The 14,347-nt window shown below is 41.0% G+C and carries 16 protein-coding genes and 1 riboswitch; of the genes, 12 read left to right on the forward strand and 4 right to left on the reverse strand.

Annotated elements, in window-relative coordinates; genetic code table 11:
- Nucleotides 1-22 precede the first annotated feature (22 nt).
- A complete protein-coding gene (locus ABFG93_RS14540; RefSeq protein WP_347548743.1) occupies nucleotides 23-490 on the reverse strand; it encodes a VanZ family protein in 468 nt (155 codons plus the stop codon).
- A gap of 271 nt (nucleotides 491-761) precedes the next feature.
- On the opposite strand from ABFG93_RS14540, the gene ABFG93_RS14545 reads away from it, so the two are divergent.
- The 3 genes from ABFG93_RS14545 to ABFG93_RS14555 all read left to right on the forward strand — a co-directional run bounded on the left by ABFG93_RS14545 (nucleotide 762) and on the right by ABFG93_RS14555 (nucleotide 3,042).
- Nucleotides 762-2,084, forward strand: a complete 1,323-nt coding sequence (locus ABFG93_RS14545) for a UDP-glucose dehydrogenase family protein (RefSeq protein ID WP_347548744.1) — start codon at nucleotides 762-764, stop codon at nucleotides 2,082-2,084.
- 183 nt (nucleotides 2,085-2,267) lie between these two features.
- A complete protein-coding gene (locus ABFG93_RS14550; RefSeq protein ID WP_347548745.1) occupies nucleotides 2,268-2,420 on the forward strand; it encodes a hypothetical protein in 153 nt (50 codons plus the stop codon).
- A 208-nt stretch (nucleotides 2,421-2,628) separates the two neighbouring features.
- The gene (locus ABFG93_RS14555; protein WP_347548746.1) at nucleotides 2,629-3,042 is read left to right on the forward strand and encodes a hypothetical protein; all 414 of its coding nucleotides are present in this window, start codon (nucleotides 2,629-2,631) and stop codon (nucleotides 3,040-3,042) included.
- A gap of 163 nt (nucleotides 3,043-3,205) precedes the next feature.
- Here ABFG93_RS14555 and ABFG93_RS14560 read toward each other — a convergent pair whose 3' ends face one another.
- Nucleotides 3,206-3,343 (reverse strand): hypothetical protein, encoded by a 138-nt coding sequence (locus ABFG93_RS14560; RefSeq protein WP_347548747.1) that lies wholly within the window; start codon nucleotides 3,341-3,343, stop codon nucleotides 3,206-3,208.
- A gap of 46 nt (nucleotides 3,344-3,389) precedes the next feature.
- Nucleotides 3,390-3,474: riboswitch (cyclic di-GMP riboswitch) on the reverse strand.
- Nucleotides 3,475-3,669: 195 nt separating this feature from the next.
- On the opposite strand from ABFG93_RS14560, the gene hutU reads away from it, so the two are divergent.
- The 4 genes from hutU (at nucleotide 3,670) to ABFG93_RS14580 (ending at nucleotide 7,880) form a co-directional block, all read left to right on the forward strand.
- Nucleotides 3,670-5,349: a urocanate hydratase gene (gene hutU / locus ABFG93_RS14565; RefSeq protein WP_347548748.1), complete on the forward strand. Its 1,680-nt coding sequence runs from the start codon at nucleotides 3,670-3,672 to the stop codon at nucleotides 5,347-5,349.
- Complete coding sequence (hutI, locus tag ABFG93_RS14570) at nucleotides 5,349-6,608, forward strand: imidazolonepropionase (RefSeq protein ID WP_347548749.1); 1,260 nt, start codon at nucleotides 5,349-5,351, stop codon at nucleotides 6,606-6,608. The genes hutU and hutI overlap by 1 nt, the downstream gene beginning before the upstream one ends.
- A gap of 11 nt (nucleotides 6,609-6,619) precedes the next feature.
- Entirely contained in the window at nucleotides 6,620-7,627 is a 1,008-nt protein-coding gene (locus ABFG93_RS14575; protein ID WP_347548750.1) for an agmatinase family protein, read from the forward strand.
- A gap of 118 nt (nucleotides 7,628-7,745) precedes the next feature.
- Nucleotides 7,746-7,880: a hypothetical protein gene (locus tag ABFG93_RS14580; RefSeq protein ID WP_347548751.1), complete on the forward strand. Its 135-nt coding sequence runs from the start codon at nucleotides 7,746-7,748 to the stop codon at nucleotides 7,878-7,880.
- 11 nt (nucleotides 7,881-7,891) lie between these two features.
- Here ABFG93_RS14580 and ABFG93_RS14585 read toward each other — a convergent pair whose 3' ends face one another.
- On the reverse strand, nucleotides 7,892-8,029 hold the full coding sequence (locus ABFG93_RS14585) for a hypothetical protein (RefSeq protein ID WP_347548752.1): 138 nt from the start codon (nucleotides 8,027-8,029) through the stop codon (nucleotides 7,892-7,894).
- Nucleotides 8,030-8,216: 187 nt separating this feature from the next.
- Between ABFG93_RS14585 and ABFG93_RS14590 the strand changes: the two genes are divergently transcribed.
- From ABFG93_RS14590 to ABFG93_RS14610, 5 genes are all read left to right on the forward strand, one after another.
- Nucleotides 8,217-8,672, forward strand: coding sequence for an SRPBCC family protein (locus tag ABFG93_RS14590; RefSeq protein WP_347548753.1), 456 nt, complete (start codon nucleotides 8,217-8,219; stop codon nucleotides 8,670-8,672).
- Between the two features lie 45 nt (nucleotides 8,673-8,717).
- Entirely contained in the window at nucleotides 8,718-9,206 is a 489-nt protein-coding gene (locus tag ABFG93_RS14595) for a VanZ family protein (protein ID WP_347548754.1), read from the forward strand.
- Nucleotides 9,207-9,427: 221 nt separating this feature from the next.
- Complete coding sequence (locus ABFG93_RS14600; RefSeq protein ID WP_347548755.1) at nucleotides 9,428-11,665, forward strand: cell wall-binding repeat-containing protein; 2,238 nt, start codon at nucleotides 9,428-9,430, stop codon at nucleotides 11,663-11,665.
- Between the two features lie 168 nt (nucleotides 11,666-11,833).
- Nucleotides 11,834-12,115 (forward strand): hypothetical protein, encoded by a 282-nt coding sequence (locus ABFG93_RS14605; RefSeq protein ID WP_347548756.1) that lies wholly within the window; start codon nucleotides 11,834-11,836, stop codon nucleotides 12,113-12,115.
- A gap of 201 nt (nucleotides 12,116-12,316) precedes the next feature.
- Nucleotides 12,317-13,306 (forward strand): Gfo/Idh/MocA family protein, encoded by a 990-nt coding sequence (locus ABFG93_RS14610; protein WP_347548757.1) that lies wholly within the window; start codon nucleotides 12,317-12,319, stop codon nucleotides 13,304-13,306.
- A gap of 70 nt (nucleotides 13,307-13,376) precedes the next feature.
- Here ABFG93_RS14610 and ABFG93_RS14615 read toward each other — a convergent pair whose 3' ends face one another.
- Nucleotides 13,377-14,150 carry an HAD family hydrolase gene (locus ABFG93_RS14615; RefSeq protein WP_347548758.1) on the reverse strand — a complete coding sequence of 258 codons (774 nt, stop codon included), beginning with the start codon at nucleotides 14,148-14,150 and terminating at the stop codon, nucleotides 13,377-13,379.
- Nucleotides 14,151-14,347: the final 197 nt, after the last annotated feature.

Below are 14,347 nucleotides of genomic sequence, written 5' to 3' on the forward strand. Positions count from 1 at the left end.
AGCCCCGCTGAGCGGGGCTTTTTCATGTTGTGCGGCGTTTTAATAGGATAGTCGTTGCCAGAAACGTTATGAGGATACCCATTGTATCCGGTACAAGAACATCAATTAAATGACCTGTCCTTCCCTCGATCAAGCTTTGATGAAATTCATCAAACATCGCGTATCCAAATGCAACAAGAGAGCCATATATAGGACCATATGACCTTTTCTTAAAAGTCATCACACAGAAAAACGCAAGAAGTCCAAAGGAGCCAACGTGGGCAGCCTTTCTTAGAAAGAACTCAACGTATTGATATGGTTCGGATGGCGTGACAAGTGCACCGTCGTAAGTGAATTCTACATCAGGTAAATCATTTTCGGTAATCGTGATGAAATCTTTAAAGAATGGTTTCAAATCCTGTTCCTGATAGGGCGTATGAGAGGAGATGAAAAGAACGCCCATCATGATAAGAGCAAGAATTGGCCACTTCCAATAGGTAAAGAACGTCACACTTTTCACACTTTCTATTGAGCAGTTTAGTCACTATCATACCGGATTTTGTGCATAGTAGGTAGAGATTTCATGATATTCCATTAGAAGGGGCTATTTGATGATTAGTTGAACCATTCGGACCTTTAGGGGCAGTTGAGCTTGTATATTACTGCCCTTAATGGTGGAGGGGATAAATGTTAAAGTATTGTTTGGAATCAGTGTATGGTCTCTTTCTTTAATTCAAATTTTATATAATAGAAAGTAGACAACAAAGGAAAGGGGATGTGTCATGAATATTTCTGTGGTTGGCACAGGGTATGTAGGGTCAGTAACAGGTGTTAGTTTAGCGGAAATTGGTCATCATGTTATCTGTATCGATATTGATCAACAGAAAGTATTGGTGATGAATAATGGTCAGTCCCCTATTTATGAACCTCACCTGGAGCATCTGATGCAGAAGAACCTTCAATCCGGTCATTTATCATTTACGACCTCCTATCTTAACGGGCTTTCATCAGCGGATGTGGTTTATATTGCAGTAGGGACACCTCAGCTTCCGGATGGAACAGCAGATTTGCAATTTATTGAGCAAGCTGCACATGACATCGCATTCTCTATTACCCAGGATACGATTGTCGTCATGAAAAGTACGGTACCTGTTGGAACAAATGATAAGATAAAAACGATCATTCAGGAAGCGGCTGCTTCAAACATAACCATTGAAATGGTCTCAAACCCTGAATTTTTACGAGAAGGCTCAGCCATTCATGATACATTTAACGGAGATCGAATAGTTATTGGCGCTGAAAATAAACGAGCCGCATCGGTGATTGAAAGCATTAATGCTCCTTTTGGGCTTCCTATCTATCATACAGACCTTAAAAGTGCTGAAATGATTAAATACGCGTCAAACGCATTTCTCGCAACAAAGATCAGTTTTATTAATGAAATTTCTGCAATTTGTGAAAAAGTGGGGGCAAATATTGAAGACGTTGCTTTAGGGATGGGAAAAGATAAGCGTATAGGTGAGCAATTCCTAAAAGCAGGAATTGGCTATGGAGGCTCCTGTTTTCCTAAGGATACCAATGCACTCGTTCAGCTTGCTGGAAATAACCATCATGACTTTAAACTTCTTAAGTCCGTCATCGAAGTAAACAATTCACAGCAGCTGAAATTATTCCAAAAGGCGAAGGAAACGATTGGAGATCTTCAAGGAAAGACTATCGCACTGCTTGGTCTTGCCTTTAAACCAAATACGGATGATATGAGGGAAGCGGCATCGATCCCAATTGCACGATCGCTTGTTGAAGCAGGTGCTAAAGTCGTGGCTTACGACCCGATAGCCATCCCTAATGCAAAGGGCTTCCTTCCTGAGGAAGTCGTATTCAAAGAGACGATCGAAGAGGCGTTAATTGACACAGATGCTGTTTTTATCCTCACAGAATGGGCAGAAATTAAAGAAATCGACCTTTCTACTTTTCAAAGATTGATGAAATCTCCAGTAGTAATTGACGGAAGAAATTGTTATTCCTTACATGAAGTATCCAGGTTTCCAATTCATTATATCTCAATTGGGCGCCCTACCATTATTAGCAAGCTCGTCCCTCTCTAGCAAAAGAACCAACCCTGCAGATGGAAGTTTCACTCTACCCCCATTATTATTCTGAATAGGAAACTTGAAAATATTATGTAGTTTGGTAAAATATGTTTTGTTAGCTTGTGAATAAGGGCATTGAATAGCATTCTAATAAAAAGAGAGCAGTAATGAAGGATGCCGCCTGAATGGAGTGGGAGAATGGTAGAAAAAACGTGTACTGAATGTAACAAGCCGTCCTACAGTAGCAATTACCAGGGAGAATGGATTTTTCCTTATTGCGGTATCGATATGACTAAAGTTCCCGTGAATAATGAAGCGTATATTGACCAGGTCGCGTCCAATAAGGAATAGGAGAGAGAAGCGCAATCGCTTCTTTTTTTCCACTCTTAAGGGCGACGTAAGTTAGACATTTAGGTGATGCCAACTACTGTGCCCCATTGGTTCACCCAACTCTCAGAGTGCGATAAAGCCCCTCTGATGAAGTTTCACTTATTTTGCTTGTAACCTGTTCTCAATCTGTCTAGAATAGAATTAATGGGATGAAGAGGGAACGTGAGATATGAGCGAATTTATCAAATTAATTGTAGCAATTGTTAATGAGCTTCACGACGTGCTCATTGAGATCATGCTTGGTCTTGGTTTTTCAGCAACTGATAAAGACCTCCATTTCTGGGTGATCGGATTGCTTGGAATGGCAGGGTTTATTGTTGTTCAAATGCTATTTCGAATTCTATCACAATGGAGCATCACAGCCATTTCATTTATCTATACCATTACTGTTTTGCTTGTTGTTGTATTTGCAATTGAAATTCAGCAGAAAATTACAGGTCGAGGAAATATGGAGTTTGCAGATGCTGTCATTGGTCTTCAGGGGTTTATAGTTCTTTTCTTGATCTATTTAGTGATTCGACTGATTTTAATTGGAATAAAGAAGTTTATTAAGCCATCTAGCAAGAAAACTAACATTAAATAATTTCGATCAGGGGCCACATTTGGTTGTGGCTTCTTTTTTATGGACAAAAGAGAAAAGGAAATGGCATGTCAAACGCCGAAATAGAAACTAACTGAAAGAAAATGATTACAAGATGAATGAAGGCATTAAAATAGGAGAACCATTTAGCTCTCCATCTACTTCATTAATAAGTCATTTGGGTTAGAAACGCAATTGCACCACCAATAGCAATAGCGGATACAGGTAAAAGAAGATAGATCAATTTTTCCTTGCGCTCTTTTCGGTATTGGATTTCTTCAGGTGTAGCCCAGGATCCCCTCATCTTAAAACTCCCCCTAGTTCCTTACTAAATCGCAGTGGAGGCCGTATTCGGCAGCTGGCTGACTTTCGGAACACCGAGAAGTCCCTAAAGCTTTGCGTCATCATTTTTCAATGATTTTGCCATTCTCGTACGATTTGCAAAATGTTATAAGAAAACGATGTCATCTGACCATGGAAATTGTCGAAAAATGACTTCAATCATTAGTATACCCTATTCCATTGAACATGTATATTGGGAAAATGTGATTAATATGCTTAATCATATTACCGTTTTGTAAACGTTATTTCCCAATGTCTAACTTCAACTACCTGAGAAGAGGTGAAGGTATGACAGGATACTATGAACGTTTTGTAGCTAATCATCCTTATACTGGTATAAGACTTCACACAAAGGGCTGGGAGCAAGAGGCAGCACTGCGAATGCTATTGAATAATCTTCATGAGGAAGTTGCTGAACGACCTGAGGACCTCGTTGTCTATGGGGGAATTGGAAAAGCAGCACGCAACTGGCAGGCTTTTGGGGCCATTATTGATTCTCTTAAAAGGTTAGAGTCAGATGAAACTCTTCTTATTCAATCTGGTAAGCCAGTTGCCATTTTTCGTACACATACGCAGGCGCCAAGAGTCCTGCTTGCAAATTCCAATCTTGTTCCATCAAAAGCAAATTGGGAGCACTTTCATGAACTGGATCGAAAAGGCTTAATGATGTACGGACAGATGACAGCAGGAAGCTGGATCTATATTGGGAGTCAGGGAATCGTTCAGGGAACGTATGAAACATTTGCTGAATGTGCAAGGCAGCATTTCAAGGGGAGTTTAAAAGGAACATTAACTGTCACGGCTGGACTTGGAGGGATGGGGGGCGCACAGCCCCTTGCAGTATCACTGAATGAAGGGGTAAGTCTATGTATTGAAGCTGAACCGGCCAGAATTCAAAAACGAATTGAGACGGGCTATCTCGATAAAATGATTGAAAATCTTGATGAAGCGATTGCGGAAGCAGAAAAGGCAAAGGCTTCTGGATCTGCATTGTCAATTGGTGTTCCAGGAAATGCTGCGCTCCTACTTCCTGAACTTGTGAAAAAGGGCGTGATACCGGAAATTGTAACAGATCAAACCTCCGCACATGATCCACTAAATGGCTACATTCCATCGGGCTTTTCTGTAGAAGAAGCAAAGCGATTAAGGGAGGTTTCCCCGGATGAATATCGCAAGCGTGCTAATGAAAGCATCGCTATTCATGTTAGGGCGATGCTTGATTTACAACGAAAAGGGACAATCGCTTTTGATTATGGCAATAACATACGTCAGGTTGCGTTTGACGAAGGAGTGGCGGAGGCTTTTTCAATCAAAGGCTTTGTGCCAGAATACATTCGTCCACAGTTTTGTGAAGGCAAAGGACCTTTTCGCTGGGTAGCTTTATCAGGAGATGTAGAAGACATTCGGAAGGTTGACGAACGGTTACTCGTTGAATTCAACGATAATAAAGACCTTTGTAAATGGATTAAGATGGCTCAGAAAAGAATTGCTTTTCAGGGTCTTCCTGCAAGAATTTGCTGGCTCGGTTATGGAGAACGGGCGAGATTTGGAAAAATGATCAATGATATGGTCGCTTCAGGTGAGTTAACCGCTCCGATTGTGATTGGAAGGGATCACCTTGATGCGGGGTCAGTCGCTTCACCAAACAGAGAAACGGAGAGCATGCGCGATGGTAGCGATGCTATAGCCGATTGGCCAATATTAAATGCCCTGATTAATGCTGTAGGTGGAGCAAGCTGGGTTTCTTTCCATCATGGTGGTGGTGTAGGGATGGGTTATTCACTCCATGCAGGCATGGTGATTGTAGCGGATGGAACGAAAACAGCAGAGGTGAGGCTAAATCGTGTCTTAACGACTGACCCTGGTTTAGGGGTTGTAAGACATGCAGATGCAGGTTATCCAAAAGCCATTACCTTCGCAAAGGAGCATGGGATTGAAATGCCGTCGCTCGGTCAGGAGGGAGTCTGATGGATCAACCTCTTTTTATTCGAGACGCCAATGAGCTTATCACGTTAAAGGGGCATTCAGTCAAGCCTCTTATAAGGCCAGATGAATCAGATCTCTCCATTATAAGAAATGGGAGCCTTCTTATTAAAGAAGGCAAGATTGTAGCAGTAGGAAAAACTGCTGAGCTTGAATCAATCTATCCGGGTCTAATCAGTGAAGCAGAAGTGATTGATGCGAGCGGTTCACTTGTAACACCAGGTTTCGTAGACCCGCATACACACCTTGTTTTTGCTGGTTCAAGAGAGCGAGAATTTGCGATGAGGTTAAAAGGTGCTTCTTACATGGATATCATGAACGCTGGTGGCGGGATCTATGCAACGACTGAGCAAACGAACAAAGCTTCCTTTGACGAGCTATATGATCAGAGTCTGACACGTCTTGATCGTTTAATTAAACAGGGTGTAACAACAGTTGAGGCGAAAAGTGGGTATGGACTTAATCTTGAAACAGAGAAAAAGCAGCTTGAGGTAGCTAAAGAGTTAAACCGTAGCCATGCTATTGATGTCGTTAGTACATTTATGGGCGCACACGCTGTACCTGCACCTTACAAGAAAACTCCAGATGAGTATGTGGCCTATCTAATCGAAGCCGTTATTCCTATAATTGCTAAAGAATCCTTAGCGGAATTTAATGACGTCTTTTGTGAGAAAGGCGTTTTCACAGTCGATCAATCACGGAAAATTCTACATGCAGGAAAACGCTACGGACTTTTACCTAAAATTCATGCAGATGAACTGGAGGCGTTTGGAGGTGCGGAGCTAGCAGCAGAGGTTGGGGCTGTTTCGGCAGATCACTTACTATGCGCATCAGAAGCTGGAACGAGCCAAATGGCAGCAGCAGGTGTTGTAGCTGTATTACTTCCGGGAACAGCTTTTTTCTTGCAAAAGAAGATGGCAAAGGGAAGAATGATGATTGATCGGGGTGTACCGGTGGCGCTTTCTACTGATTGTAACCCGGGATCCTCACCAACTGTCTCGACCTCACTTATGATGAATTTTGGCTGCTTGATGATGAAGATGACACCTTCTGAAGTGATGGCAGCTGTTACGATTAATGCTGCCCATGCGATTAAAAGGGGCAGTAGTATTGGAAGTCTCGAGGTTGGGAAAAAAGCAGATTTACTTATTTTTTCCGTGCCCACCCATCATCATCTTCACTACCATTTTGGAGAAAATCATATTGATAAGGTGATAAAAAACGGCCATATTATTATGGAGTAGGGGAGGATTGTATGAGCACATACCCTTATCCGATGCTTGAAAGGCCATTTGTTGAGTTTCGGAAAGCCGAAGGAAAACCCTTTCGAAATGTAAGCGAATGGATTCAAACCCTTCCACCTTCAGGGGAATATCGCTTTGAAAATTACGATGCCGTTATTCTTGGAATTCCCTTATCACGCTCTTCCATCAGTGCTTCAGCAGCCAGTGAAGCGCCGAATGCTTTAAGAAGCGCTTGGAAGTACTTCTCCACATACCACATCGAAGCGGATGTTGAACTGAATGGGATGGGAATCCTTGATATTGGCGATGTTAAACAGTCAATCACGGATATTGCCGCTTCTTATAAGGCGATTCGTGAAGTCATGTATGCGATGAGAATGAACCATCCCCACACCCTTCCAATCTGCCTGGGAGGGGATCACTCTGTTACCGCCCGACTAGTTCAAGGCTGGAAGAAGGCACATCCAGAGCAAACAATTGGCTTGTTACAGTTTGACACTCATTTCGATTTGCGATCCCTTGATGAGGGACCAACGAACGGAACGCCTATGCGACTTCTGATTGAAGAAGGCATTGTGAAAGGAGAGCATATCCATACGCTTGGAGTACACGGTTTTTTCAACAGCCAGGCGCTGAAACACTATGCTGATCAGTCCGGTGTGACCTATAAAACGATGACGCAAATGAGAAAGTATGGGATTTCTAGAACGGTTAAAGAGTCCCTTGATGCCTTAAGTGAGGACGTAGATATTATATATGTCACGGTAGATATGGATGTTCTTGATGTTGCTTTTGCCCCTGGCGCACCAGCTGCAACGCCTGGCGGGATGCGAACAGATGAGCTTTTTGAGGCCGTTTTTTTAGCTGGTCAGGCAAGTAAGGCAGCTTCCATGGATATTGTATGTCTTGACCCAAGATTAGACGTTAGAGAAGCCACTATAAAAGCCGGCGTCCATGTCATGCTTTGCTTCCTCTCAGGATACTGGGATCGTAAACAGAAAGAAATGAGCATTGACTAAAATGTTCATTTCTTTCTGTTTCTTTTTGTATCCCTTATCAGTGATATAGGAACGTTTTACACTCTCATAAAGAAATCATATGTGAGGAACACTAAAGCGAAACGAAAGGAGGTTGTTTATGAAAAAGCGCAAAGCTCAACCAAATGCTGCTATAACAAACAATCAAACACCTGTTGAAAGCTTGCCGAATCCCGAAGCTGAGTACAAGAGAAGCAAGCATAAACAGGTTACTGCACCTAAATATGAAGGATAACGCCTCACTGTTTAAATTCCCTTATTAGAAACAATCGCAATTAGTACTCCGAGTAATATAGATAGTAAAGGAATCGCTATGAGAAGTAGCTTTTCCTTTCGTTTTTTTAGAAAATGGATTTCTTCTGGTGTTTTCCAGTTTTTGTTCATTTCATTCCACCTCGTTTACCTGCATGGTTCGCAATGTAGGCATTTTAATCGTGTTATGCTTATTATCGGTTAAATGGAACGAAAAAGTTAGTCGTTTTTGTCGAATCATGTTAAATAATCTTTATGCCACAGACTTATTCAATAAAATGGTAATTAATTATGTCAAATTTCATAGGAGAGTGGAAGATTGCCTGTTATTTATCTCGAAACATTGATTGATGCTCCGATTGAAACATGCTTCAACCTCGCAAGAAATGTTGAGGCACACGTGAAAAGTACTGAACAAACGCATGAACGAGCCGTGGACGGTGTAACGGAAGGACTTCTTGAAAATGGAGATCAAGTGACCTGGGAAGCTGTTCATTTTGGAATCAAACAGAAATTAACAGCTCAAATCACTGCTATGCATGAGCCAGATTGGTTTATAGATGAAATGGTTTCAGGCGCTTTTAAATCATTTGTTCATACACACAGGTTTGAGCAAATCGAGCATGTGACATTGATGGTTGATCAATTTATCTATCGATCTCCACTTGGGTTAGTAGGCTCACTTGCTGATGCGCTATTTTTGAAAAAATACATGAGGAAGTTACTTGAAGAACGTGCGCGTCAATTAAAAATCATGGCTGAAACAGCTGAATAACATGTTTTCTTTAAGGCTATACTTGCCCTGAGAGGAGCAGGGATCATGATTGCTTATGTATCGAAAACAGCTATGTTAGCACTGGCGTTGGCGTGGTTTTTCTTCGGACTAATGCTGTCATCCATAGCTGTATTGACTCTGGTCGGAGTGGATCCATCATCTCATTTCGAAGGTGTGGTTTCCTCTTATCTAAAGTCGAAAGAAATTCATTATGGACCGTTAACTCTTAGTATTGCTACCAATGGAGAAGCCGGAGTTACTTACTTTATAATTAGAAAGCTTGGTCACTTTTTTGTTTATAGTTTCGTTTCGATTGTCTTAATGTCCTTATTACATATGAAACCACTAGTCTTAAAACCCTTCCTCATTGTTCTTGTAACGTGTGTTTTGGGTGTGATGGATGAATTCATTCAGGCATTTCTGCCATCTCGAACGGCACTCATGATGGATGTTTTCGTAGATACGGCAGGAGGAGTGCATGGCGTTTTACTATATCTTTCATGGCAACTATGTCGCAAATGGAAAGCTCTCTGATTGGAGGGCTTTTTGTGTTGGAATAATGCAATTGAAAAACTTTTATAGTTAAAATAACCTATTGATCTTTTCCATTCGACATGTTTCATGGGTCTTCTATGTTATTTTTGTAAGATTTGTAATATGATTGATATTTTAATGGCAAATTTATGCTAAAGTGTTAAAAAGGGAGAAAATCTCTAGTTTTTCATATCATAATAAATCTCAGGGGGAAAAAGGGTTTGAAAATTCTCACGTCACTTTTGGTTGGCATTTTAGCATTTTCTTTGTCGATGAACGGCGTACAGGCAGCAGGGGAGACGGTTTCTGTTAAACTTGTAAACTACATTAAAGATAACTCGATGCTGGCATTTAACGTGTATGGCAGTTATCAAATTGAGGGAAGCGACATTGTACTCGAAAGCGATCGATTAAATGAGTACAGCGTTAAGGCAGAAGCAGGCAATGTGGTTCTTTACAGAGGAAGCTTGCAACTAAAGAATTTTGGATCATCTATGAAGCTTGTCCCAACCATAACGAATGCCATGGACAGCTTTGTGGAACTTGGGGAAAAAAGGTATCTAGGCGAAATGGAATTTGTAGTCGAAGGCAAGTACATTCGCCCAATTAATACACTCTCAATGGAGGAGTATTTAAAGGGTGTCGTTCCAAGTGAGATGCCTGCTTCATGGGGGTACGAAGGTGGAATGGAAGCCTTAAAAGCCCAGTCGATCGCAGCAAGAACTTTTGCTATTCCACGAAAAGACAAGTTGACAGATAGTCAATCGAGTCAGGTCTACAAAGGATATGACTGGGAAAAAACAACGAATGAAGCGATTGATGCGACAGCTGGAAAAACCTTGAAGAGCAATGGCTCATACATAGGGGCATTCTATTCTTCTACTAACGGTGGTATGGTCATGTCGAATACGAATTCCTGGGGAAGCAGATTATTACCTTATTTACAGACAAAAGCTGATCCGTATGATGAAAAAATAGTGACGAGATATGACTCATGGAGTTATACACTGGGCAAAAAGCAAATTGAGACGAGCCAGCTTGATTTGAAGAAACCTGAATCCTGGTGGAATAGCGTTAGTGAACTAAGTGCTGATGCAACGGAAATCAAGAATATGAAATCATGGCTGACATCAAAGGGGAAAATCCAGTCAACAGATGAAATCAAAATCACTGAGATTTCAAATGTGTCATTCACCCTGCCACCATTTACATCTGATGAAGTGTTGAAGGGCAGTATGACGATTACCTATTTTCTCAAAAACAAAGATGGATTTGTATTGAATGCAGATGGAATCTTAAAGAATCATACAATGAAAATTGAAGACACTTCCTATAATATTCGATTCATGATTGGAACGACGATTATGAAGAGCCCTTATATTAAGAGCATTGAAACCAAAGGTGACTCAATTGTCGTATCAGGAAGTGGATATGGCCATGGAATTGGAATGAGTCAGTACGGAGCATATCAGCAATCGAAAGACGGCCGTACATTTAATGAAATTCTATCATTCTATTATCCTGAAACAGACTTAGTAACAGAGTCAAGTTCAATTCAAGTACCGAAACGCCTTGCAGGAAATAATCGCTATGAAACAAGCGTTGAAATTTCGAAAGAAGGATGGAAACAATCTTCTGATGTTGTCGTTATTGGAAGAGGAGATTTATCAGTGGATGCTCTTACAGGTAGTGTTCTTGCGAAAAAGCACAATGCCCCATTATTATTAACGGAAAGTGATGCGCTTCCGGCTCTAGTCGAGGCTGAATTAGATCGTTTAAAACCAGAAAAAGTTTATATCCTTGGAGGACAAGCAGCCATTTCTGAAACAGTAGAAAAGCAGCTTGCTTCGAAAGGATATCTTGCTGATATTGAACGTATTAGTGGAGGTAATCGCTATGAAACGTCAGTAGCTGTTGCAAATGAGGTTGGGAACAGCAATGAGATCATCGTAACGACCGGAGATGATCAGTCACCAGATGCTCTTTCCATTGCTCCTTATGCAGCGTCGAAACAAATTCCAATATTATTAACCTCAGCAGCAAAATTAAGTGAAGAAGCGAAGGTGTACATGAATGCAGCTAAACCGGTAAAGGCAACCATTATCGGAGGGGACAATGCGGTATCACCTGCTGTTCAGGAAGAAATAGGTCAAGTATCAACGGTTAAGCGTGTGGCAGGAAATAACCGTTACGAAACAAGTGTCAAAATTGCTGAAACGTTTGATTTTGAGAACGTCAGTGTATTCTTTGCAAATGGAGATATCTTTATTGACGCACTTCCAGGCTCCCCGTTTGCAGCTGCAATGGGTGCCCCAGTCATCTTAATGAAACAGGACGGCCTTACAAAGGAAGTAGAGGATTATTTAAACTCTTCCATTAGCCGTGAATATTATCTCCTTGGTGGAGAAGCAGCTATTAGTAAACCAGTTGAAGATCGAATAAATAAATTGGCTAAATAGTTAGGAAAAACAGCCCACTATTATGGTGGGCTGTTTTTTATGGTATTCTATTAGAAATAGGCTCTTGTTAGAAAGGGTGACAGGTGTATCACTGTGCCAGGTATAGTTTTAACCCATTTAAACTAAACCAGCCAGAAATATCATTTTTACTCAAAAGGATGTGATGCAATGCACAAGGAAATTGAAATCCTATGCGATGCTCTACAAACATATTGGAATGAGCATCCTGAAAAGAATCTAGGACACTTATTAAATGATTTGCATGATAAATATGAAAATCGTGATAAATTCACAGAAACAGAAGATCAGAATTGGCTTCACTGGATGCTTGAAAACAGCAGTCAAAGAGATCTTATTGAAAAGAAATATCGTAATGAGTCACAGATTAGAGATCTTGAGAAAAGTATTCGTCCCGAGTTGATTGATGTTATTAGGAAATTCGTAGATTAATAAAAGGAGGCGGCCTCAAAATGAGGCCGCCTCCTGTTTTCCTTATAATCAAAAGGGGGGATTAAAGGGATTACTTAATGTTTCGGTTTAACGCTTTACTCCTTGGGGGTGGATAAGGATGACGGTGTAAAATTGTAAATGAATCGATTTTTCTGGTAAATTTAAGGTGAAAAGTCAATACATAGAGAGGGGAATATTTAGATGGTAGTGAGGTTTGGCATCATGGGTACTGCGAACATTGCAAGGAAAGCTGTAATCCCTGCGATTATCAATTCAAGCAATGCAAAAGTGGTGAGTGTGGCAAGTGGAAGCGGGCGTGCGAAAAAATTCGCTAAGGAAATGGGAATTGACGGTTATCATGATAGCTACGAGGCAATGCTTGAAGACGATTCTATTGATGCAGTTTATATTCCGTTACCTAATGCGCTCCACAAAAAATGGACAATTGAAGCAGCTAGAAAAGGGAAACATGTGCTTTGTGAAAAACCTGCAGCAATCACAGCTCAGGATGCGAGTGAGATGGTTCAGGTGTGTGAAGAAAATGGTGTAACGTTCATGGAAGCGTTTATGTACCAATTTCATCCTCAGCACGACCTTGTCAGAGATGTGATCGCATCGGGTGAGATTGGTGACGTAAAACACATGCGAACAAACTTTTCGTTTTTCATTGGCGATAAGCCCGAAAACATAAGGCTTAACCGTGAACTTGGAGGAGGAAGCATTTGGGACGTTGGGTGCTACTGTATACACTCAGCTCGATTCATTCTTAATGAGCCGAAAAAAGTCTATGCTGAAGCTCAGGTGCCACCTGATGTTGGTGTGGATATGTCAGCAGCAGGTATTTTCACATTCGCAAATGGTGTAACAGCTTCATTCGATTGTAGCTTTGAGCGTCAGATGAGTAACACCTATGAAGTGCTCGGAACGAAAGGAAGCATTAAAGTGCCATTCGCTTATCGTCCAGATGCCCCTGATGCGGGTGGATTCGTTTACGTTACGAATAGTAATGGGGAGACACGAGAAGAAGTAGCCGATGGGGAACAATATACACTGATGATTGACCATTTTGCAGATTGTGTGCAAAATAACCAACAACCATCCTATTCAGGCGAAGCAACAATTAATAATTTGAAAGCCATTGAAGCATGCTATCGTTCAATTGAAAAAAATAGTCCGGAAGAAATCGGCTAACCAAAAAACACATTGGCTTAAGAGCCAATGTGTTTTTCTAATACTTTAAGAATGATTGCTTTTCAGAAGGTTAGCCAAGTTTTTTTAATAATTCGATTGTACCCTCTGAATAGGAATTTGAGCTTGAGATCGTTTTAATTCCGTCTTCCTCAGGTGAATCACCTTCACCAACCCAGTGGAAAGTAATGTTCGATAACCCTTTGTCTCTAGCGGTAGTAGCCATCACCATATCACCGCCGCTATCACCGAAAACAAAGACTTCCTCAGCTGACTTGATTTCATCAATAATCCATTCCGCACCGATTTTTTTGGATAAATCAGGATGGATTACATCAACTCCGTAAGTAGAAACGACTGTTTTATTATTAGAATCATTAGCAATGGATTCAACTTCCTCAGCATATTCACGAAGCGCTTTACGCGTGTTCTCTAAATGCTCCTTATTTCCAGGCTCACCATGTACAGCCTCAACCGTCCCCATTGCTTCTTTCGTATTATCCCATTGGATCAGGTCTTCATATTTTTCATTCTGACTCACTTCATATAATTTCTTTTTAACTTCCTCAGAAATATCATAGTGATCATCGAAATTCCATGAAGAGACATCCGTTCCACGTCCCTTAATTGCTCCATGCTCTGACACACAATAAAGCGAGGACCAGTCAATATTGTCATCAAATAAAGGGAATAAATAATCCCCAAGCCATCCGCGTGATCGTCCTGTTACGAAGGAAAGAACATGACCTTCTTTTGCAAGAATTTCAATTAACGCTACCGCATCTTTATCTGGTCTGGCATTCTCGTCTGTCAGAACACCGTCTACATCAAACATATAAAAGGCCATTTCAGCACGCTCCTGTTTTTATAAGTTATGACTAGTATATCCTTTGGAGGGAATGTAGGGCAAATAAAAGCCTGATGCCGTTTTTATCTGCATCAGGCTTTTTACTATTAAATGTGCAATTCAGCTTTAGCTGGGCTTGAGTCAGGTACTCTATCGTGTGAATCAGGAAATCTATCATGTTGTCCCAATGTTACGAT

It is taken from the genome of Pseudalkalibacillus hwajinpoensis, assembly GCF_039851965.1.
GTDB classification, from domain to species: Bacteria; Bacillota; Bacilli; order Bacillales; family Guptibacillaceae; genus Guptibacillus; species Guptibacillus hwajinpoensis_E.